Source organism: Bordetella genomosp. 9 (genome assembly GCF_002261425.1).
Classification (GTDB): domain Bacteria; phylum Pseudomonadota; class Gammaproteobacteria; order Burkholderiales; family Burkholderiaceae_B; genus Bordetella_C.
The window spans coordinates 514,637-536,547 of sequence record NZ_NEVJ01000003.1 but is presented as its reverse complement, the minus strand read 5'-3'; the positions used below and the strand labels follow the sequence as shown (position 1 = coordinate 536,547).

The following is a 21,911-nucleotide window of genomic DNA, read 5'->3' as shown; positions in this document are numbered from 1 at the left end:
AAGACGAGGCCGAAACATGTTGACCAGGAGATTGATCAGTTCGGGTGCGTACCTGGAGCAGTTCTCCACGCTGCCCGACGCGTGGCGCTGGCCCTACGAACGCATACAGCGTTCGCTGGAGGAAACGCTGCGCGTGCGTCCCGACAGCGGCGACGTATGGCTGTTCGGCTACGGCTCCCTGATCTGGAATCCGCTGCTGGACTTCCATTCGCAGCAGGCCGCCGTGCTGGAAGGCTGGCACCGCAGCTTCTGCCTGCGCATGGTGGCTGGCCGCGGCAGCATCGAAATGCCCGGCCGCATGCTGGCTCTGGAGGCCGGCGGCAGCACGCAAGGCGTGGCGTTTCGCATCGCCGCTGACAGGCTCGAGGCAGAACTGCCGGTGCTGTGGGTGCGCGAGATGGTGTCCGGCGCGTATCTGCCGACCTGGTTGCGGGTGAACCTGGCCGACGGCCAGCAGGTACACGCCTTGGTCTTCGTCGCCGATCAGTCGCGTCCGCAATTCGACGCGGATTCCTCCATTGCCACCGTGGCGCCGCTGATCGCGGCGGCGTCCGGGGTCAACGGCAGCAATGCCGACTACGTTTTCCAGCTGTCCTTCGCTCTGGCGGACCGCGGCTACACGGACGACTACGTGGATGCCCTGGCCTGCGAGCTACGGCGCATTTTTTTCGACCTTGAACACGGCGCGGACCGGGACCGCCGGTAACCGCCCTTCCCCTTCCCCAGGAGTTCCCCATGACCATCCGACGCAAACGGCTGTCCCTGCTGCTCGGCGCCCTGTTCATCACGGCCGCCGGAATCGGGAGCGGCCAATACCATCGCAGCATCACCGAAGCCCGCGCCGCCAGCGCGCCCGCACCCGCCACGGCCGTCGACGTCGCCGACGTCGTCAGCCAGCGCATCACCGAATGGCAAGGCTATTCGGGCCGCCTGGAGGCCGTCGACAAGGTCGAGATACGCCCTCTGGCCTCCGGCCGCATCGTCGCCGTGCACTTCAAGGACGGCGCGATCGTGAAAAAGGGCGGCCTGCTTTTCACCATCGACCCGCAGCCCTACACCGCCGAGCTGGAGCGCGCCCAGGCCCAGGTAGCGGCAGCCGAAGCGCGCGTGGCCTACGCATCCTCCGAGTTCGCGCGTAACAGCGCCTGCTGGCGGACAACGCCGTCGCCCGTCGCGACTTCGAGGAGAAGCGCAATGCATCGCTGGAAGCGAATGCCGCTTTGCGCGCCGCCAAGGCCGCAGCCGACACGGCACGCATCAACCTGTCGTACACGCAGGTGACAGCGCCCGTCGCGGGCCGCGTATCGCGGGCGGAGTTGACGGTGGGCAACATCGTCCAGGCTGGGGCAAACGCGCCCCTTCTGACCACCGTGGTGTCGCTGTCGCCCATCTATGCCTCCTTCGACGTCGACGAACAGACCTATCTGCGTTATCTGCGGCTGGGCGGTTCATCGAAAACGCCGGTATCCCTGGGTCTGGCCGACGAAGACGGCTATTCGCGGCAAGGCCGAATCGATTCGGTCGACAATCAACTGAACACGCAATCCGGGACCATCCGCGTCCGTGCCCGCTTCGACAATGACGACAACGTATTGCTGCCGGGCCTGTATGCGCGCATCAAGGTCGGCGCCGGTACGCCGCGACAGGCCGTATTGATCAACGAAGCCGCCATCGGAACCGATCAGGCCAAGCGCTTCGTGCTGGTGGTGAACAAGGACAACCACGTGCAGTACCGCGAGGTCGAGCTTGGCAACCAGCACGACGGCATGCGCATCGTCACCGCCGGGCTGCAGCCCGGCGAACGCGTAATCGTCAATGGCATGCAGCGCGTGCGTCCATCGGAAACCGTCCAGCCCCGCCTGGTCGGCATGGCCGATGGCAAGCCTATGTCGCTACCCGCCAAGCCGACCGCCTGACGAACACGCATCCGGAGCCCATCATGAATATCTCCAAATTCTTTATCGACCGGCCCATCTTCGCCGGCGTGCTGTCGGCGGTCGTCGTGCTGGCCGGCCTGATCGCATTGAAGATGCTGCCCACCGGCGAGTACCCCGAAGTCGTTCCACCATCCGTGATCGTGCGCGCCCAATATCCCGGCGCCAACCCCAAAGTGATCGCCGAAACCGTCGCCGCTCCGATCGAGGAGCAGATCAACGGTGTCGAAAATATGCTGTACATGCAGTCGCAAGCCAACAGCGACGGCAATATGACCACCACCGTGACCTTCAAGCTGGGCACGGACCCCGACAAGGCCCAACAGTTCGTGCAGAACCGCGTGACGCAAGCCATGCCCCGCCTGCCGGAGGACGTGCAGCGCCTGGGTGTCAGCACGGTCAAGTCTTCCCCCACGCTGACGATGGGCGTCAGCCTGTTCTCGCCCAACGACCGCTACGACCTGACTTATCTGCGCAACTATGCGCTGATCAACGTCAAGGACCGGTTGGCGCGCATACCGGGCGTGGGCGAAGTGGTGATCTGGGGCTCGGGCGACTACGCCATGAGGGTCTGGCTGGACCCTGCCAAGGTGGCGGCGCATAACCTGACCGCTACCGATGTGGTGAGCGCGATCCGCGAACAGAACGTGCAGGCCGCCGCCGGCTCCATCGGCGCGTCGCCGATGCCAGGCCATGTCGCGATGCAGTTCAACGTCAACGCCCAAGGCCGGCTGAAGACCGAAGATGACTTCCGCAACATCATCCTGAAGACCTCCGCCGCCGGAGCGGTGACGCATCTTTCCGATGTGGCGCGCGTGGAACTCGGCGCCGCCGAGTATGCGCTGCGGGCGATGCTGGATGACAAGCCTGCCGTGCAGCTGATCATCTTCCAGCAGCCAGGCGCCAATGCATTGCAGATCTCCGACGACGTACGCGTCGCCATGGAGGAATTGAAGACGGACATGCCCCAGGGCGTGGACTACGGCGTGAAGTACGACCCTACGCAGTTCGTGCGTGAAAGCATCGACGCGGTCATCCACACGCTGCTGGAGGCCATCGTGCTGGTGGTCATCGTCGTGATCGTGTTCCTGCAATCCTGGCGCGCTTCGTTGATCCCGCTGCTGGCCGTTCCGGTATCCATCGTCGGTACCTTCTCTTTGCTGCTGGCCTTCGGCTTCACAATCAATGCCCTGTCATTGTTCGGCATGGTGCTCGCGATCGGCATCGTGGTCGACGACGCCATCGTTGTGGTGGAGAACGTCGAACGCAATATCGCCAGCGGCCTCTCGGCTCGCGACGCGACGTACAAGGCGATGCAGGAGGTCTCCGGCCCGATCATCGCGATTGCCTTGACGCTGGTCGCGGTGTTCGTGCCACTGGCCTTCATGTCCGGCCTGACGGGCCAGTTCTACAAGCAGTTCGCCATGACGATCGCGATCTCGACCGTGATCTCCGCCTTCAATTCCCTGACCTTGTCGCCCGCGCTGTCGGCCGTGCTGCTCAAGAGCCATCATGATCCCAAGGACAAGCTGACGCTGCTGATCGATCGGCTGCTGGGCCGCTTCTTCGCCGCCTTCAACAAGCTGTTTCATCGCGGCTCGGAAAACTACGGCCGCGGCGTGGGGGGCGCGATCAATCGCAAGATGGCGATGCTGGCGGTGTATGGCGTGCTGCTGGCCGCGACCGTGCTGGCCGGACGGATCGTACCGGGAGGTTTCGTTCCAGCGCAAGACAAGGACTACCTGGTCAGCATCGTGCAACTGCCCAACGGCGCCTCGCTGGAACGCACGCAGGCAGTGGTTCACGAGATGAACGCGATTGCCATGAAGGTGCCTGGCGTGATCAATGTGCCCGCGTTTCCCGGCCTGTCGGTGAACGGATTGACCAACTCGTCATCCAGCGCACTGGTGTTCTCGGTGCTGAAGCCGTCCAAGGATCGTCCCAAGGAAGAATCCGCCGAAGCCATCGCCGCCACCCTGAACGCCGAGTTCTCGCGCATCAAGGGCGCCGCCATCGCCACCTTCCCGCCACCACCGGTGTCGGGACTGGGCACTGTCGGCGGTTTCAAGCTGCAGATCCAGGATCGTGGCGCGCTGGGTTACGAAGCGCTTAACGACGCCACGCAGGCCTTCATGAAAGCCGCGGCGAAGGACCCCGCGCTGGGCCCGATGTTCACCAGCTACCAGATCAACGTGCCGCAGATCGACGTCGACCTGGACCGTGCCAAGGCCAAGCAGTTGGGCGTGTCGGTGACCGACGTCTTCGACACCATGCAGATCTATCTGGGCTCGCTATACGTGAACGACTTCAACCGCTTCGGCCGTGTCTATCAGGTCCGCGCCCAGGCCGATGCCCCCTTCCGCGCCTCCGCCGACGACATCGGTCTGCTGAAGACCCGCAATACGCATGGGGACATGGTGCCGCTGTCATCGCTGCTGAAAATCAACCAGGCCTATGGTCCGGAAATGGTGGTCCGCTACAACGGCTTCACCGCCGCCGACATCAACGGCGGCCCTGCGCCCGGCTATTCCAGCGGGCAGGCCCAGGCCGCCGTCGAACGCATCGCGGCGGAGACCCTGCCACGCGGCATCAAGTTCGAATGGACCGACCTGACCTATCAGCAGATCCTGGCCGGCAATGCCGCGCTATGGGTATTCCCGATCAGCGTCCTGCTGGTGTTCCTGGTGCTGGCGGCGATGTACGAGAGCCTGACGCTGCCGCTGGCGATCCTGCTGATCGTTCCCATGAGCATCCTGTCCGCCCTGGCCGGCGTGTGGCTGACCCGCGGCGACAACAACATCTTCACGCAGATCGGCCTGATGGTGCTGGTGGGCCTGTCCGCGAAGAACGCCATCCTGATCGTCGAGTTCGCCCGCGAACTGGAGATGCAAGGCCGCACGGCTATCAAGGCGGCGATCGAGGCCAGCCGTCTGCGGCTGCGTCCCATCTTGATGACGTCGATCGCTTTCATCATGGGCGTCGTGCCGCTGGTGGTGTCGACGGGCGCCGGCGCGGAGATGCGCCGCGCCATGGGCATCGCTGTGTTCTTCGGCATGCTTGGCGTGACGCTGTTCGGCCTGCTGCTGACGCCGGTGTTCTACGTGCTGCTGCGGCAGCTGACGGGCAACAAGCCTCTGCATTCAGCCGCACATCACGACGCGTCGATGATGGTCGACCAACAGAAGTTAACTCCGAATCGTGCATCGAAGAATCCACGATTCCAGCAATCGATTGGAGAAAGATCATGAATCAAACTCAAGAAAAGCACGGTACGGCCGGCGTCTTGAGAAAACTGCTACGCCCTGTCCGTATCGGATCAGCCCTATTGGCCGCTCTGATGGTCCTGGCTGGCTGTTCGGTCACGCCGACCTACGAGCACCCCGCAGTGCAGACGCCGCCTGCCTATAAGGAAGCGGGTCCGATGGTCCTGGCTGGAGAGCAATCCAGCAATTGGAAGCCGGCCCAACCTTCCGAAGCAATCGCGCGCGGTGAGTGGTGGCGAGTCTTCAATGACCAGGACCTGGACTCATTGGAGGGGCGCGCACTGCAGGCCAATCAGGAACTGAAAGCCGCCGCCGCCCGGCTTGACCAGGCGCGGGCTCTGGTCAAGAACGCCCGAGCGAGTGTGTATCCCGAAGTGAACGCGGGCCTGGGCGCCACGCGTCAACGTCAGTCGCCCGCTTCGCAAGGCTTGTCCGACGGGGATGCCACGCAGGCGTCGACCTTGTACCGGGCACAAGTAGGTGTTTTGTACGAAGCCGACCTGTTCGGGCGCGTTTCCGCCGCGGTGGATGCCGCCACAGCCGATGAACAGCGCAGTGAAGCATTGTTCCGGTCGGTGCTGCTGGCACTGCAAGCGGACGTCGCGCAGCAATACTTCCAGGTGCGCGAGCTCGACGCGGAAGCAGCGTTGTTCCAACGCACGGTTGTACTGCGCCAGCAGTCCATGGATTTGGTGCAGCGCCGCTTCGATGAAGGCGACATCACCGAGATCGACGTGGCGCGAGCCAAGACCGAACTGGCGTCGGCGCGATCCGAGGCGCTGAGTATTGCCCGCCGGCGCGCCGTCGCTGAACATGCGCTGGCGACTCTCCTGGGCAACACTCCGGCGGAGTTTTCGATTCCGCCTCGTCCCTTGACCCGCATCCGCATCGCGGTGCCCGCTGGCCTGCCTTCGGCGCTGCTGGAGCGCCGTCCCGACATCGCGGCGGCGGAGCGCTCCATGGCCGCCGCCAATGCGCGCGTGGGTATCGCGCGTTCGGCCTTTTTCCCCAGCTTGAGCCTGACGGGCGCGTTGGGATTCGAGTCGGGACAGCTTGGCGATCTATTCAACTGGTCCAGTCGCACCTTCCTGCTGGGGCCCCTGGTGGGCACCGCCTTGAGCCTGCCGCTGTTCGACGGCGGCCGCCGCCAGGCCGGCGTCGATCGCGCCCGCGCCAGCTACGAGGAGCACGTCGCCAACTACCGAGGTACGGTTCTTGACGCCTTCCGTGAAGTGGAAGACAACCTGGCGAATCTGCGCATATTGGCCGATCAAGGCATGGAACAGGATGCGGCGGTGTCCGCATCGGAGCGGGCCGCCCGGCTTTCCCATATGCAATATCGCGAAGGGTCGATCAGCTATCTCGACGTGATTGACGCCGACCGTACCGTCCTGCTGCAGCAGCGTGCCGCCGTACAGCTTGACGGCGAACGGGCACGTTCAACGGTCAATTTGATACGGGCGCTGGGCGGCGGTTGGGCATTCGACCAACCGACGCGGCTCTCGTCAACCCAGTAAAGTCCATGCAGATGAATCCCGTCGGCAACGATGCGGCACGAGGCCGCGGGAAACTGGCGGTCGGGCGGCGTGAATCCCGCTGCAAGCCTTCATTCCTTCCGCCCGCGCGCTTCGCTGGGCGCATAGCCGAACATTGCCTTGAACGCACGGCTGAAAGCTGCGTCCGACGCATAGCCGACGTGCTGCGCGGCTTCGGTCACCTTCAGGCCGCCGCTGCGCAGCAGGTCCGCCGCGATGGTCAGCCGCCATCGCGCCAGGTAATGCAATGGCGGCTCGCCGACGGTTGCCGCGAAGCGCTGCGCGAAGATCGAACGCGACATCAACGCGATTTCCGCCAGGTCGTTCACTGTCCAGCGCCGGGCAGGATCGGCATGCATCGCGGTCAGCGCCCGGCTGATCCGCTCTTCCCCCAGCCCGGCGAGCCAGCCCGTCCGCTGCGTCTGCCCGGCGGCCCAGCTGCGCAATGCACGGACCACCAGCAAGTCGATCAGGCGCGAAATCATCAATGACGAGCCGGGATTCGCCACCCGCGCTTCGTCGACCAGGAAATGCGAAATGGCGGCCAGCCAGGGCGGCGCACCTGCTTCGCCGCGCGGGATATGGACCACGGTGGGCAAGGCCGATGCCACGGCTGGCAGGACACTGCCCTCGAAACTGAAGAAACCACCCACCAACCTGGTCTGCGTACCGGCGCCCCCCGCCCGCAGTGTCAGGTCGTCGCGATTGAAGCCGTTCACGGCAAGTACGTCGATGGCCTCCGGCGGCGTGTCCAGCGTATCGACGATCGTATGGCCGCGGCCATGCGGCAGCAGGACCAGGTCGCCCGCACTGACCCGTAGGGGCTCGCCGTCCGGCGGCACGACCCAGCCGGCGCCCTCTTCCACGAAATGAAAGTGGGACGGGCCGGCCATGTACCGGATGCCCCAGGGCGCGCCCAGATGCGCCGTATAGACCAGCTCGCCGCGCAGGCGTATCAGCTTCAGCACCTCGGACAACACGTCGGTGCGTGCGGCGCTCATCCCATAGCCGCATTTGGATTCGGGTCGCGATTCGGATTTCAGAGCATGTAATTCGGGGTTCTCAACATGGTCAGGCATTGCTGCGACTCCTATCATTTGCCTGCGTTCAATCATCAATTATGGAAGAAACGAGGAAAAAATGAAAACTTCCATCGCAATATTGGCTCTCTCCGCAACAGTTTTCGGAGTTTCTGCAATGGCTGCAGATAAGATGGCCGCTCCCCAGGCCAAGCCGACCATCGCACTGGTTCACGGCGCGTTCGAGGACGCTCAAGTCTGGCAAGGCGTCGAAAAGATGCTGAAGGCGGACGGGTATCCCGTCGTGGCGGTCGAACTGCCGGGTCGGCCCGGCAATCCGGCGGCGCCCGACAAGGTCAGCCTGGACCTCTACCGTGACACGGTCATCAAGGCCCTGGCCAACACCAAACGCCCGGCCGTGCTCGTGGGCCACAGCTTCGGCGGCATCACGATCTCGGCCGTCGCCGAAGCGGCGCCGAAGAAGGTCAAGACGCTCGTCTACGTGGCCGCCTACCTGCCCCGCGACGGCGACTCGCTGGTCTCGATGGCCGGCCAGGACGCCGACGCGAAGATCGGCCCGCAACTGCAGATCAAGAAGGACCAGGGCATCGCGGTCGTGAACTACGCCGCGCGTGCCGACCTGTTCGCCAACGACGGCCCGCCGCAACTTCGCGCCGCCATCCCGGGCTTGATCCTGGATGAGCCCCTGGCGCCGCTGGCGACGCCCGTGCACCTGACCCAGGCCCGCTTCGGCCAGGTCGACAAGGTCTACGTGCACACCGCCAAGGACCAGGTCATCAGCCCGGCATACCAGGCCAGGATGGTGCAGGCCACCCCGGTGCGCAGCGAGACCACCCTGCAGACCGGCCACACGCCCTTCCTGACCGATCCCGACGGCCTGACCAAGGCGATCGAAGACGCGGCCCGCTGATCGATCCCCGACCTGCTGATTCACATTAGACCTGACTGGAGTATCACCATGAACAACCTCAATTTCGTTCCCGCCGCTGAAACCACCGGCCACGCCGCCCAGATCTACGCCGCCATCAAGAGCGCCGTCGGCATGGTCCCCAACGCCTACGTCGGCATCGGCAGCAACAGCCCGCACGCCCTGGAAGCCGCGCTGAATCTGGATGCCGCGCTCAAGAAAGGCAGCCTCAGCGGCCGTGAGATCGAAGCCGTGAAGCTGGTCGTCAGCGACGCCGCCAAGTGCGAATACTGCCTGGCCGCGCACACCATGATCGGCAAGATGAACGGCATCACCCCCGATGCGATGACGGCGCTGCGGCACGGCCAACCGTCGGGCGACGCCAAGCTGGATGCGCTGTCGAAGTTCGCGCGGACCTTGGTCGAAACGCGCGGCGCCGTGCCGGTCGAGGCCGTTCAGGACGTTCGCGGCGCCGGCTACAGCGACGCGCAGATCGTCGACGTGATGCTGGCCATCACCAGCATCACCTTCACCAACCTGTTCAACCGCGTGAACGCCACCACGCTCGATTTCCCGCCAGCCGCCTGAGCGGTCCGGCCACCGCGGCGATCCGGCCTTCTTCGACAGATACGCCGGCGCCCCGATCCACCCATGACCGGGAGCCAGAAAATGACCAATGCCCAATACGCCACGCGCACGATCTCGGTCGAACACGTGACGATCACGTCCGCCAGATCCTTCGATGAAGTCCGCGCCAAGCTCGCGGTCGTGGCGCCGCGCATCGATGACGGCATTTTCACCTTGCTGCGTTACGGCGAAAGCGCCCGCGCGCTGCGCGAACTGGAAGCCTGCCCGCCGCTAAGCATCTTCGCCCAGCGCGACCATGGCGCGCTGCTGGCGATCGCCGGACAACAGCGCCGGTCGATCCAGTACGACATCGGCAATCCCCTGACCGCATCGAAAATGTCGCGCCATGTCCTATCCGCCGGACTGTATGCGCCCATCCGCGTGCTGCTGCGAGAAGACGCCAACGGTGTGGTGGCTTTCGAGTATGACCGCCCTGCCTCGACGTTCGGCCAGTTCGAGAACGGGGATGTGGAGCTTGTGGCTGACAAACTGGACCAGGATCTGCGGGCGTTGCTGGAGTCGGCGGCAAGCTGATTGAAGGCGCCGCTGTAAGCCTAAAGGTTGCATTTTGGATTGATCACTCTAAAATGCCCGAAAGTTTGTATGGACGAGCACGCAAGAATGGCGCGACCCCGGGAATTCGATCATGACGAGGTGCTGACTGCGGCCATGCTGCATTTCTGGCAATTCGGCTTCGAATCGACATCGATCAAGGATCTGGCCGCCGAAATGGGCATGAGCGTCGCCAGCATCTATAACGCCTTCGGCGACAAAAGGGCCCTTTTCCTCCGCGTTCTCGAGCACTACGTCGATAGCAGCTTCGAGGATCGCTTGAGTCGGATCGAGGGAAACCTGGCGCCCAGAGCGGCTATCGAGGCTTTCTTCAAGGAAATCGTCGAACGCTCGCTGCAGGATCACGCGCGCAAGGGTTGCATGTTGATCAACTCGGCCTTGGAACTGGCCCCACATGACGAAGAGTTCCGTCAGGTGGTGAGCCTGGTGCTCGCGCGCGTCGAGTCCTTCTTTCATCGCTGCGTTCAAGCCGGACAGAAAGACGGCACGATAGACCCCACCCTGCCCGCGCGGGATATGGCACGCCTGCTGATTGCCGTGCATATCGGAATACGGGTGATGGCGCGTAGCCGGCCCGAACGTGCGCAGCTCGAAGGCATGCTGCGACCCGCGCTGGCGTTTCTCAAGCCTTCACATGTCAATCCGCTGGTATGAAAGGAAAAACCAATGAACACAAGGGCCAGCCCTGCCGGGCTATCGAATCAAGCAGACCGTCCTGTACAACCCGGCTGGTTGCGGGTCACGCACTGGATCAACCTTCTCGCCGTGGTCGTCATGGTGATGAGCGGTTGGCGTATCTACAACGCTTCGCCGATTTTCGATTTCAGTTTTCCCAATGATTACACGCTGGGCGGCTGGCTGGGCGGCGCGCTGCAGTGGCACTTCGCGTTCATGTGGCTCCTGTTCGCCAACGGCGTGTTCTACCTGGTGATGAACATCGCCACCGGCAGGATGGCGCGTCGATTTTTCCCCCTGTCGCCGCGAGGTGTCGTGCAGGATGCCGTCGCCGCCTTGCGCGGACGGCTCTCGCACGCGGATCCGCGCCACTACAACCACGTGCAGCGTGTCGCCTATCTGTTGATCGTGTTGGACCTGGTGCTGCTGGTGCTCTCCGGGCTTTCGATCTGGAAGCCGGTGCAGTTCGGGCCTCTCCGTGCCTTGCTGGGCGGCTATGACACGGCGCGTGTCATCCACTTCGTCGCCATGGCGCTGCTGGTGGCATTCGTGCTGCTGCACGTCGTCATGGTGGCCCTGGTGCCGCGTACGCTGCGCACCATGATCACCGGACGCTGAGGAGATACGCGATGAGCTTCACACGCGGCATGAACAAAGCGATAGACGGCGAGATCGTCCTGAAGGAAGCCCGCAAGATCATTGCGTCCCGGGTGAAGGAACCGTCCAGGCGCTCATTCCTGACACGGACCCTGACCTTGGGTGGCGTGGCAATGCTTTCGGGCTGCTCGCTGGACGACAACGAATCCGTCGGCAAGGCCCTGACCGCGATCTCGCGCTGGAACGACCGCGTGCAGGCGGCGATCTTCCATCAGACGGCGATGGCGCCGACCTATGCGGAGTCGCAGATCAAGCGGCCCTTTCCGTTCAACGCCTTCTACAGCATGGACCAGGCCCCCGCGGTGGATGAAGACAGCTATCGGCTGGAAGTGACCGGCCTGGTCGCGGATAAACGAACCTGGCGGCTGGAGCAACTGCGGGCGATGGCGCAGTTGGACCAGATCACGCGCCATATCTGCGTCGAGGGTTGGAGCGCCATCGGCCGCTGGGGCGGCGTGCGCTTCTCCGATTTCCTGCACACGGTCGGGGCCGACCTGACGGCGAAGTATGTCGGCTTCAAGTGCGCCGACGACTACTACACCAGCATCGACATGCCGACCGCGCTGCACCCGCAGACCATTCTTGCATTGACCTTCGACGGCAAGACGTTGCCACGCGAATATGGCTTCCCGATGAAGCTGCGCATGCCGACCAAGCTTGGCTACAAGAACCCGAAGCACATCCAGGCCATCTTCGTGACCAATACCAATCCGGGGGGGTATTGGGAAGACCAGGGCTACAACTGGTTCGGAGGCAGTTGAAATTTCATCCCGCGGCGACGCCGCAATTCCACCCCAAGCGACACAGGAGCAACACCATGAACAAACTTTCCAAAGCGGCCCTTGGCATCTGCATGGCCATCGGCGCCCACGCTGCGTTCGCGGCCGATACGACCGGCACCGACACGATGGGCAAAGGCAGTGCGATGAGCCATGATTCCATGAGCAAGAGCGGCGCCATGTCCAAGGACTCCATGGGCAAGGACGCCATGGGCAAGAAGGGCGACGCCATGCAGAAGGACGGCATGAGCAAGAGCGGCGCGATGAGCCACGACTCGATGGGCAAGAGCGGCAGCATGTCCAAGCCCAGCATGGACAAGTCCGGTGCCATGGGCAAGGACTCGATGTCGAAGTAATCGTCACCAGGGACGGCTGCGTTCGTCCCTGGTCACCGCTCCACGATGCGGCGCGCCCCCACGATGCGTTCCGCGAGCACCAGGATCAACACGATCATCAATACCTGCAACGCGGACGCCGCGGCGACGACCAACTGGCTGCCCTGGAATTGCAGATAGCTGAATATCTCGATCGGCAAGGTCACGATACCCGGCCCGGTCAGGAACAGCGCGGCGTTCAGTTCACCGAACGACACGATGAAGGCGAACAGCCAGCCCGACAGCAGCGCGGGCCAGATGATGGGCATGGTGATCAATAGAAACGACTTCACCGGCCCTGCCCCCAGGCTCTGCCCTGCTTCCTCCAGCGCGGTGTCGAAGGACTGCAAGGCCGCCACGATGGTGCGGAACGCGTAAGGCAGGCACACCACGACGTGGGCGATCAGCAAGCCAGGCAATATCGAGACGCCCATCGTCCGATACAGCAGCAACAGCGCCAGGCCCAGGATGATGGTCGGAAATACCAGTGGCGCCATGAACAGCATCTGCAGCACGTTGGCCAGCCAACCGCTGCGCCGCGACGCGTAGACGGCGGCCAGCAAGCCCAGCAGGCCCGCCAAGGTGGCGGACACGAATGCCAGCCACAGGCTCAACACGAAGGCCTGCCGCATCTCGGGTATCGTGAAGAACGCTTCGAACCAGCGCAGCGAGAATCCCGGTGGCGGAAAAACCAGCGAGTCCGCCGAGCTGAAGGCGAACAGCAGGATCACCAGGATCGGGCCCAGGATGAGCACCAGCGCGATCCCGGTCACCAGGCGCAACAGGAAACGGCCCACGCTCATGTCCCCCTCCCCTGCACCCGCTGCGGCCGTATCACCGCCTGGATGACCGCCGCGATGACCAACGCCATCAACAGCAGCACGAAGGACAATGCTGCCGCCCGCGGCCAGCGGAACGTGGACGCGCTATCGAACACCAGGCTCACCAGCAGCTTGAAGCGCGGTCCGCCCAGCAGCGCGATGCTCACATAGGCGCTGAGCATCAGGAAGGTCACCAGCATCAATCCTGACGTCACCCCGGGACTGGACAGCGGCAGCGTGACGCGGAAAAACGTCTGCCATGGTCCCGCGCCCAGCGATTGCGCGGCCTCGGTATAACGCTGGTCGATCGCCGTCAGCGAATTCGTGATCGACACGATCATGAACGGCAGCAGTATCGTCAGCAGGCCGATGACCACGGCCTCGAAGGAATACAGGAACTGGATGGGCCGGTCGGTCAGGCCCGTCTCGCGCAGCGTGACGCTGAGAATGCCCGTACGCCCCAGTATGCTGACCCAGCCGTACGCCCGCACCACGTTGCTGACCATCAGCGGGAACATCATCAACAGCAGCATCACCATGCGGCCGCGCGGCGACAGGCGCGACGCGTACAGCGCCACCGGATAACCCAGCAGCAGGCACGCCAGCAGCACCACGCCCGTGGCGAGCAGCGTGCGCTGGATGATCAGCAGGTAGAACGGATCGGTGGCGATTTCGACGTAGTTGCGCAAGGTCGGCTGCAGATCGTACAAGGACGCCTGCGAATTCGTCATGAAGCTCACGAACAGCAGGTAACCCAGCGGCAGGACGAAGAACACCAGCAGCAGCAATACCGGCGGCGCGGCAACCGCCCACATCAGTCCCGCGCGCGGCACCAATCGCCGCGCCACCGGACGGCCGTGGCCGTCGTCGCCGCCCGGCATGCCGGCGATACGGGCGCCGTTCATGGCTGCCCGCCCCGCGCCGGCTTGCCCGCGACCGACCCCGGAGCCAGGCCCGTGGCATCCTGCGCGCCATCGCTGGCGGCGGAGGCGGACAATGCCACCACGCTGGCATCGTCCCAGGCCAGCCGCACCACGGCTCCCGGCGCCAGGTTCATCGGCGCCACGCTGCTGTTAGGCAGGTGCGCGGCAAGCGGCCCGCCCTCGGTCTCCATGTACAGATGCGTCTGCGCACCGCGATACACCACCTCCTTCAGCGTCGCGGCGAGCTTGCCTTGCGTATCCAGCCGCAGCTTCTCGGGGCGCAGGGCCAGCCTGATCTCGTCGCCCACGGACAGCGCGGGACCTTGCGGCTGTCCGTTCACCGTGGGCGGATCCACCGTCATCACGGTACCGCCCAGGCCGACCACCAGCTTGTCGCCCACCCGATCGCGCACCCGCCCGCGCAGGATATTGCTGGCGCCCAGGAAGGTCGCCACGAACTCCGTTGCCGGCCGCTCGTAGATATCGCGCGGCGCTCCCGCCTGCTGGATGCGCCCGTCCTTCATCACCGCCACGCGGTCCGACATGGTCAGGGCTTCTTCCTGGTCATGCGTGACGAACACCGTCGTGGTGCCCAGGCGGCGCTGCAGCTGCCGCAGTTCCACCTGCATCTGTTCGCGCAGCAGCTTGTCCAAGGCCGACAGCGGCTCGTCCAGCAACAGCACGTCCGGCTCGAACACGATCGCGCGCGCCAGCGCCACGCGCTGCTGCTGTCCGCCGGACAATTGCCGGGGATAGCGTTCGCCGTAGCCGCCCAGGGCCACCAGCTCCAGCGCGCCGTTCACGCGCCGCGCGACGCTGGCCGAGTCGACGCGGCGCATCTTCAGGCCGAACGCCACATTCTGCGCCACGGTCAGGTGCGGGAACAAGGCGAAACTCTGGAACACCATGCCGAAGTTGCGCTTGTGGGCCGGCACGCCCGTCACACGCTTGCCGCGTATGTACACGTCGCCGCTCGTCGGCTGCTCGAAACCCGCGATCAGCCGCAGCGTGGTCGTCTTGCCGCAACCGCTGGGCCCCAGCAAGGAAAAGAAGGTGCCGCGTTCGATGTCCAGGTCCAGGCGATGCAACGCGACCGTCTGTGCGAAGCGCTTCTCCACACCATCGAAACGCACATCCAGGAAGCCGGTATCCGCCGCCGAACTTGCCGCCACAGTCACATCAACTCCTTGACGATGCGGTCGAACCGCACGATACGCGCCGCGGCCGCCACCAGGCGCACGGGCAATTCCAACAGGACAAGCATCTCGACCGCCCGCCGCGGCGGGCCCTTGATCATCGCGACCGCATCATCCAGCACCAGGCCCAGCTCGACCGCGAGCGCGTCGTCGGAGAGCCCCGTGACGTCGGAGGATGCCATCAGGCCCTCCCATTCCGCCGCCAGGTCGCGCAGCATGCCGCCCATCAGGTCGGCCAGCTCGGGTTCTTCCCGTTCCAGCCGGCCGCGCAGGTCTTCCATCCCCGCCAGCCAGCCTTCGTCCGCGCGCAAAAGGTCTTCCGCGAAGGACCGTTCCGGCGCCGGCCGCGTCTCGTCGTCCGCGGCGTCGCGTGCCTCGAACGCGCCCAGCGACAGCGCCGCGTTCAGCACCAGCCTGAAACTCAGGCAGTCTTCCCTGGCATAGAAGCGCAGGGTCTCGTCCATGGTCTTGCGTCCGCGGATCGGCAGGTAATGGCGCACGTAGCCGTCCAGCGCCATCGCCTTGCGCAGGAATTCGCCCATCTCCGGATGCGGTGAAAAGCCCACGACCCGGCCGTCCGGCGCATCGCTCGTCAGGATCGCCACGCGATCCCGCATGACGCGTTCGAAGCGATCGCCGTCCAGCGGGTTATCAATGAACAGGCGCGTCGGCATGATGTGGCTGTCGAACGTTCCGCCGGTGCGGGCGCGCCGTTCGCCGCGTTCATAGACCGGCCCGTGGTAGTAGGCCAGCTCCATGGTCTCGGCCAGGTCGCGGCGCAGCGCCGGGTCGTGCAGCCGCACGTTCAGCAGGCCGGCGCCGGTCAGCAGGTATTCATGCGTGTAGCGCGGCTTCGCGTCGAGCTTGCCCAGCCAGTGCGGCCGTCCTTGCGAAAAATAATAGGCCCCGCCGCAGGACCCGATGCCCGCGCCGCCGCGCGCCAGGAACGCGCGGATCGCCTCGTCCACGCCGGGTTCGTTCTCGATGCGGTCCAGCCCCCAGGTGGCGAACCCGCCCGGCAGGATCAGGACGTCCGCGCTTTCCAGCATGCCGCCCGCGATGTCGGCCGCGGTCGCGCGCCGGTAAGGCAGGCCCAGGCTCCACAGGCAATGCGAGTAGTACGCATAGTAGGGATAGCCGATGGCCGCGCCGCAGTACAGCACGATGCGGGGCACGCGCATGCCGGGCCCGGGCCTTCCGGGCGCCGCGCCCGCGGCCTGGATCGCATCAGGGGGCAAGCCCGCCCGCCGCGCGGCCATGGCCAGGCTGTCGGGCCCCGCATAGCCGTCCGGCGTCAGGCGTATGGCGTGGCCGGCCGCGGCGGCGCGATGCGCCAGCACGGCAATGCCCAGCGCGTCGCCGTGCGGCGACCATGAAAGGTGCGACGCCATGAAAAATCAGGCGCCGTTGATGACGCGGTTCCACTGGTCGGTCCAATCCCCGCGCCGCGCGGAAATGAAGGCCTGGTCCAGGTCGATGATGCGCGACACCTGCGCATCGGTGAACTGCACGCGCTCCTGCAGCTCCGGCGGCAGCAGCTTCAGCATGGCCGGATTGGTGCCGGCGTAGTTGAACACCTTCGCCACCCAGGCCTGGTGCTCGGGATCCAGCGTCATGTTGATGTACTTCTCGGCCAGATCCTTGTGCTTCGTGCCCTTGGCGATGCCGGTGCCCGCCAGGTAGGAGATGGCGCCTTCCGCGGGGAACACCCACTCCGCCTGGCCGCCCTTCTCTCGCACCGTATAGGTCTGCGACTTGTACAGCAGGCCGACCACGGCTTCCCCGGTCTGCAGCGAACTCATGATCGTGTCCGTGTCCTTGGCCCAGATCGGATCCAGCTTGACCATCTTGCGCAGCATGTCGAAGCCGGCCTTCTCGTCCTTCTGGTCCTTGCCCGCCGCCATGGCGCCGATCGGAATGATGTACGGGCCGATCGAATGCGTGATCTCGGGCAGCACGATGCGGCCCTTGAACTCGGGGTTCCACAGATCGGCATAGCTCTTGGGGGGGTTCTTTACTTCCTTCGGGTTGTAGACGATGCCCAGCGCCGAATAGATCATCGCGACCCAGCCCGGGCGCTTGAAGCGGTCCGGAATGGATTTCAGGAAAGGCAAGTTCGGCGACGCGGGATCCAGCGTTTCGAGCACGCCTTGCGATTCCGCCAGGGGCACCACGCCGTCATGCAGCTGCACCAGGTCGTAGGGTTGGTTCGACAGGTTGATCTTCAGCTTGGTCACGCGCTCGATGGGCGTGGGGCCGCGGTCCTGCGTGATCGTCCAGCCCGTCTGCTTGGCGAACGGCCCGTCGATGTACTGCGCCATCCCGTTGCCCCAGAGCCCGCCCCAGGTCATCTCGGCCAGCGTGCCGGTCGACTGCGCCTGCGCCAGCGAAAACCGGCCGACGGCGGACATCCCCATGGCCGCGATGGCGGATGACTTCAAGAATTCACGGCGCTGCATGCTCTACCCCTTGTCGTTTGTAGAAGGCCGACGGGCACGGACGCGCGCTCGCCTGCATCGAGTTCGATACAAACCGCCAAGATATCGTAAATATATTTATTTCTTGAGCAGGGATAACCCTAAGCGCACCACGCCGGGCGATGGCTCCGGCGATCGGTCAACGCCCGGTGTCAACTGACGTTCAGATTTCCGCTGAGCCTGGCGTGGAAAGCGCGGCTGGTTTCGTCCAGGCCCGTGAAGCGCACGACCGTGCCGTGCTGCCGGTACTTCACCTCGACGGCATCGAGCGCCGCCACCGTCGACGCATCCAGGATCTGCGACTTGGAGAAGTCTATCGTCACGTCGCGCGGGTCGGCCGCGTACAGGAAGCGTTCCACCAGGTCGTTGCTGCTGCCGAAGAACAGCGGGCCATGGACTTCGTAGCATACGCTGCCGCCATCCGCGCTGACCGTGCGCGTCGTGCGGATGACGTGCGCCGCGCGCCGCGCGAACAACACGGTCGCCAGCAGCACGCCGCCGACCACCCCCAGCGCCAGATTGCCCGTATACACGGTGAGCACGACGGACAGCACCATCACCGACGTCTCCATCCACGGCATGCGCTTGAGCGTGGCCGGCCGCACGCTGTGCCAGTCCACCGTTTTCACGGCCACCACCATCATGACCGCGGCCAGGGCCACCATCGGGATGCGCGCCATTACGGCGCTCAACACGGTGATCAGCAACAGCAGCGTGCCGGCGGCCGCCAGCGTCGAGAACCGGGTACGCGCGCCGCCGATGCCGACATTGACCACCGTCTGGCCGATCATGGCGCAACCGGCGATACCGCCGAAGGCTCCCGCGCACAGATTGCCCAGCCCCAGCGCCCACGATTCCTTGGACTTGCGCGAACGGGTATCGGTCATTTCGTCGACCAGCTTCGCCGTCAGCAAAGTTTCGAGCAGCCCCACGAAGGCCACGCTGAGCGCGGTCTGCCAGACGATCTTCAAGGTCTGCAGGTCGAAGGGAACCGTCCAGGCCGTCAATCCCGGCAGTCCGCCGCCGGCGGCATCGCCCGCTCCGACCGTGGGGACGCTCCAGTGCAGGGAAATGGCCAGCCCGGTTGCCACGACGATCGCGATCAGCGGCGATGGCACGACACGGCTGAAGCGCGGCGCGACCAGCACGATCAGCACGGTGATGGCAAACAGTATGTAGACCGGACCGGGCTTGTCGATGATATGGGGGACCTGCGCACAGAAGATGAGTATCCCCAATGCATTGACGAAGCCCAGCATCACCGAGCGCGGGATGAAGCGCGCGATCCGCGCCAGCCCCAGCAGGCCAAACGCCACCTGGATCAGCCCCGCCAGCAGGACCGCAGGCAGGATGTAGCCCGTACCATGCGCGTTCACCATCGGACCGACGACCAGCGCGACCGAACCGGCGGCGGCGGTGACCATCGCCGGGCGCCCGCCGAACAGGGACGTGACAACCAGCAGCACCACCGAGGCGAACAAGGCGGCGCGCGGCTCCACGCCGGAGATGAATGAAAACGAGATGACTTCGGGTATCAGCGCAAGGCTCGTGACCACGCCGGCCAGGATCTCCCGCGTGAAACTGCTTGGCGGCGAAGCCACCGGAATGCCGGGCTGGTCCGGCAAGGTATTGCTCCCGTCAACAGGATTTGTCATGGCACAACACTCGTATAGAAGAAAGACTGCACGGCGCACATCGCGGCCAGGGACATTACGCCGCCGCGGCCGATGCGTCTCATGGCCGCAGGATGCAGCGGAAACCGATATGGCTGGTGGACGTGTCCAGCGTCTGGCCCTGGCGCGCCGCCGGCCGGAAGCGCAGGCAATAGCTGGGCGCGCACAGATGGGATCCTCCCTTGACCACCTGGCGGGCGTCGGGGTTGCTCGTGGCGGAAGCCGGTATGCAGCAGGACTTGGTGTCCGCCACGCCCGGCGGGCTGCCGTACGGAGTCGTCGTCCACTCCCACACATTGCCCGCCACATCGAACAGCCCATACCCGTTGGCCGGAAAGGACTTCACCGGCGACGTCCGTTCATAGCCATCGGCGGCCGAATTCTGCCACGGAAACTCCCCCTGCCAGGTATTCGCCATGTGCCGCCCGTCCGGGGCGAACTCGTCTCCCCACGGGTACGCGGCGCCGTCCAGCCCGCCGCGGGCGGCGAATTCCCATTCGATCTCGGTGGGCAACGCCTTGCCCGCCCAAGCCGCATAGGCGCTGGCATCGGCGAAAGACACATGCACCACGGGATGATCCTCCAGGCCCGCCAGGTCGCTGTCCGGCCCCTGTGGATGCCGCCAGTTCGCGCCAGGCACGTAGGCCCACCACAGGCGGTGATCCCGCAGCGGGACCGGGGCGGCCGGTTGCGTGAACACCAGCGAGCCGGCCACCAGCAGGTCAGGGTCCGCGTCCGGATACAGCGCGGGATCGGGCGCCAGTTCGGCCAGCGTGCGGTAGCCCGTGGCGTCGACGAACGCCCGGAACTGCGCGTTCGTCACGGGATGGATGTCCATCCAGAAGTCGGGAGCGGTCACGCGCCGTGCCGGTCGTTCTTCCCGGTAGAAGACGTCGGATCCCATCGTGAAATCGCGTCCGCCTATCCACACCATGCCTTCGGTGGCGGACGGCTGCTCGGCGGGGGACCGCGGCGTGCCCTGCCCCGACGCGCGGCAGCACGCACGTTTCTGGACGGAAGCGTCGGTCATCGGCGCGTTCATGGGCTTAGCTCCGCACTTCTGATTTGGGCACGAAGTCCAGCGGCGAACCCGGCGGGATCAGCTCTTCGCGGTTGACGCTTTCCTCGAACTCCCGGACGACGCGATGGGCATGCTGCATGACCCACCAGCGCACGTAGCGCTGGTTGACCGCCTCGCGTTCCTTCGGGTCTTCCTGCAGGTGGGTGATGCGCGCGAAACCCAGCGGCAGTTCGGGATCATGGAAATGCTGCTGGCGCTTGAAGTTGATCTTGAAATCCTTCCACTTCACGGCGTGCAGTTCGTCCTTCAGCCAGACCATGCAATGATCCCGGTTCGATTCCTGCTGCTCGCCCAGGAAGAACGCCGTCTGGTCCCTGCCATCGACGATGCGGTCCTGGGGAATGTCGCTGCCCGCGAACTTCAGCAGCGTCGTGAACATATCCGTGACGTGCACCATTTCATTGCTTTCGACGCCCGCGGGAATGCGGCCGGGCCAGCGGGCCAGCAGCGGCGTGCGGATGCCGCCTTCGGCCGAACTGAAATAGGAACCGTCGAAGAAGCCGCCGGTCCCGCGGCCGGCCAGGTGGTCCTCGGCGCCGTTGTCGCCGCACAGGATGACGATGGTGTCGTCCGCCACGCCCAGCCGGTCCAGTTCGTCCAGCAGCACGCCGAAGTCGTGATCCAGCATCAGCAGGCAGTCGCCCCAGTCGCCGTTGGTGCTCTTGCCGACGAACTCGTCGCGCGGCGACATCGGGAAGTGCATCAGAGAATGGTTGAAATACAGGAAGAACGGTTCATCGTCGCGCACGCAGCGCTGCATGAAATCGATGCCGCGCCGCTGGTATTCCAGGTCGCAGGTCTTCTTGGTTTCCATCGTCAGCTGCTCGTCCAGCAGTGCGCGGGTGCCCTTGTCCTTGTAGCCTTCGTGCATGTGCGAATAGCCGTCACGCTCGGGAACGTAGTGCGGGTCTTCCAGCCACATGCATTCGTCGTACGTGCGCAGCGGCCCGTACCATTCGTCAAAACCGTGATCGGTGGGAAAGCGGCCCTCTTCCGCGCCGATGTGCCACTTGCCCAGGCACGAGGACTTGTATCCGCCCTTGGCCAGCAATTCCGCGATGGTGACTTCCCAGGTCACCAGGCCGCCGCCATTGCCGCCCAGCGCGATCGTATGGTTGCCGGAGCGGATCGGGTAGCGGCCGGTCATCAGCGCGGAGCGCGTCGGCGTGCACTGCGGCTCCACCACGTAATGGGTCAGTTTGGTGCCCTCCTTGCAGAACGCGTCGATGCGCTTGGTGTCCGCGCCGCGCAGTTTCCCGCCGCCATAGCACCCGAGTTCGCCCATGCCGAGATTATCGACGTGAAAGAACAGGATGTTTGGTTTCTTGCTCATGGTAAAACTCCGTTGAAGTTGAGAGCCTTGCCTTGCTCTCGGT

General features: G+C 64.8%; 19 protein-coding genes and 1 pseudogene. 11 read left to right on the top strand and 9 right to left on the bottom strand.

Features of this window, described 5'->3' with window-relative positions:
* Positions 1–16: 16 nt before the first annotated feature.
* The 4 genes and pseudogenes from CAL26_RS13645 to CAL26_RS13630 all read left to right on the top strand — a co-directional run bounded on the left by CAL26_RS13645 (position 17) and on the right by CAL26_RS13630 (position 6,714).
* Entirely contained in the window at positions 17–706 is a 690-nt protein-coding gene (locus tag CAL26_RS13645) for a gamma-glutamylcyclotransferase (RefSeq protein WP_094847445.1), read from the top strand.
* Between the two features lie 29 nt (positions 707–735).
* Positions 736–1,916, top strand: a pseudogene (locus tag CAL26_RS13640) (efflux RND transporter periplasmic adaptor subunit).
* A 23-nt stretch (positions 1,917–1,939) separates the two neighbouring features.
* A complete protein-coding gene (locus CAL26_RS13635; protein ID WP_094847444.1) occupies positions 1,940–5,182 on the top strand; it encodes an efflux RND transporter permease subunit in 3,243 nt (1,080 codons plus the stop codon).
* An 89-nt stretch (positions 5,183–5,271) separates the two neighbouring features.
* Complete coding sequence (locus CAL26_RS13630; RefSeq protein WP_256988631.1) at positions 5,272–6,714, top strand: efflux transporter outer membrane subunit; 1,443 nt, start codon at positions 5,272–5,274, stop codon at positions 6,712–6,714.
* 89 nt (positions 6,715–6,803) lie between these two features.
* On the opposite strand, the gene CAL26_RS13625 is transcribed toward CAL26_RS13630, so the two are convergent.
* Positions 6,804–7,733, bottom strand: a complete 930-nt coding sequence (locus CAL26_RS13625; RefSeq protein WP_094847442.1) for an AraC family transcriptional regulator — start codon at positions 7,731–7,733, stop codon at positions 6,804–6,806.
* Positions 7,734–7,929: 196 nt separating this feature from the next.
* Between CAL26_RS13625 and CAL26_RS13620 the strand changes: the two genes are divergently transcribed.
* From CAL26_RS13620 to CAL26_RS13590, 7 genes are all read left to right on the top strand, one after another.
* Entirely contained in the window at positions 7,930–8,682 is a 753-nt protein-coding gene (locus tag CAL26_RS13620; RefSeq protein ID WP_256988412.1) for an alpha/beta fold hydrolase, read from the top strand.
* A gap of 48 nt (positions 8,683–8,730) precedes the next feature.
* The gene (locus CAL26_RS13615) at positions 8,731–9,267 is read left to right on the top strand and encodes a carboxymuconolactone decarboxylase family protein (RefSeq protein ID WP_094847440.1); all 537 of its coding nucleotides are present in this window, start codon (positions 8,731–8,733) and stop codon (positions 9,265–9,267) included.
* 81 nt (positions 9,268–9,348) lie between these two features.
* Positions 9,349–9,840 carry a DUF302 domain-containing protein gene (locus CAL26_RS13610; RefSeq protein WP_094847439.1) on the top strand — a complete coding sequence of 164 codons (492 nt, stop codon included), beginning with the start codon at positions 9,349–9,351 and terminating at the stop codon, positions 9,838–9,840.
* Positions 9,841–9,909: 69 nt separating this feature from the next.
* Positions 9,910–10,533, top strand: a complete 624-nt coding sequence (locus tag CAL26_RS13605; RefSeq protein WP_444876509.1) for a TetR/AcrR family transcriptional regulator — start codon at positions 9,910–9,912, stop codon at positions 10,531–10,533.
* Positions 10,534–10,545: 12 nt separating this feature from the next.
* Complete coding sequence (locus tag CAL26_RS13600; RefSeq protein WP_094847437.1) at positions 10,546–11,172, top strand: cytochrome b/b6 domain-containing protein; 627 nt, start codon at positions 10,546–10,548, stop codon at positions 11,170–11,172.
* Between the two features lie 11 nt (positions 11,173–11,183).
* Positions 11,184–11,972, top strand: coding sequence for a molybdopterin-dependent oxidoreductase (locus CAL26_RS13595; RefSeq protein ID WP_094847436.1), 789 nt, complete (start codon positions 11,184–11,186; stop codon positions 11,970–11,972).
* Between the two features lie 56 nt (positions 11,973–12,028).
* Complete coding sequence (locus tag CAL26_RS13590; protein WP_094847435.1) at positions 12,029–12,346, top strand: pentapeptide MXKDX repeat protein; 318 nt, start codon at positions 12,029–12,031, stop codon at positions 12,344–12,346.
* Positions 12,347–12,378: 32 nt separating this feature from the next.
* On the opposite strand, the gene CAL26_RS13585 is transcribed toward CAL26_RS13590, so the two are convergent.
* From CAL26_RS13585 to CAL26_RS13550, 8 genes are all read right to left on the bottom strand, one after another.
* Entirely contained in the window at positions 12,379–13,167 is a 789-nt protein-coding gene (locus CAL26_RS13585; protein ID WP_094847434.1) for an ABC transporter permease, read from the bottom strand.
* The gene (locus CAL26_RS13580) at positions 13,164–14,090 is read right to left on the bottom strand and encodes an ABC transporter permease (RefSeq protein WP_094847433.1); all 927 of its coding nucleotides are present in this window, start codon (positions 14,088–14,090) and stop codon (positions 13,164–13,166) included. Before CAL26_RS13580 ends, CAL26_RS13585 begins: the two co-directional genes overlap by 4 nt.
* Positions 14,087–15,286: an ABC transporter ATP-binding protein gene (locus CAL26_RS13575; RefSeq protein ID WP_179283357.1), complete on the bottom strand. Its 1,200-nt coding sequence runs from the start codon at positions 15,284–15,286 to the stop codon at positions 14,087–14,089. Before CAL26_RS13575 ends, CAL26_RS13580 begins: the two co-directional genes overlap by 4 nt.
* Positions 15,283–16,695, bottom strand: coding sequence for a hypothetical protein (locus tag CAL26_RS13570; RefSeq protein ID WP_094847431.1), 1,413 nt, complete (start codon positions 16,693–16,695; stop codon positions 15,283–15,285). The genes CAL26_RS13575 and CAL26_RS13570 overlap by 4 nt, the downstream gene beginning before the upstream one ends.
* Positions 16,696–16,701: 6 nt before the next feature.
* Entirely contained in the window at positions 16,702–17,763 is a 1,062-nt protein-coding gene (locus CAL26_RS13565; RefSeq protein WP_094847430.1) for an ABC transporter substrate-binding protein, read from the bottom strand.
* A 170-nt stretch (positions 17,764–17,933) separates the two neighbouring features.
* The gene (locus CAL26_RS13560; protein ID WP_094847429.1) at positions 17,934–19,436 is read right to left on the bottom strand and encodes a SulP family inorganic anion transporter; all 1,503 of its coding nucleotides are present in this window, start codon (positions 19,434–19,436) and stop codon (positions 17,934–17,936) included.
* Between the two features lie 79 nt (positions 19,437–19,515).
* On the bottom strand, positions 19,516–20,496 hold the full coding sequence (locus tag CAL26_RS13555; protein WP_218831553.1) for a formylglycine-generating enzyme family protein: 981 nt from the start codon (positions 20,494–20,496) through the stop codon (positions 19,516–19,518).
* Positions 20,497–20,500: 4 nt separating this feature from the next.
* On the bottom strand, positions 20,501–21,868 hold the full coding sequence (locus CAL26_RS13550) for an arylsulfatase (protein WP_094847428.1): 1,368 nt from the start codon (positions 21,866–21,868) through the stop codon (positions 20,501–20,503).
* Positions 21,869–21,911 lie beyond the last annotated feature (43 nt).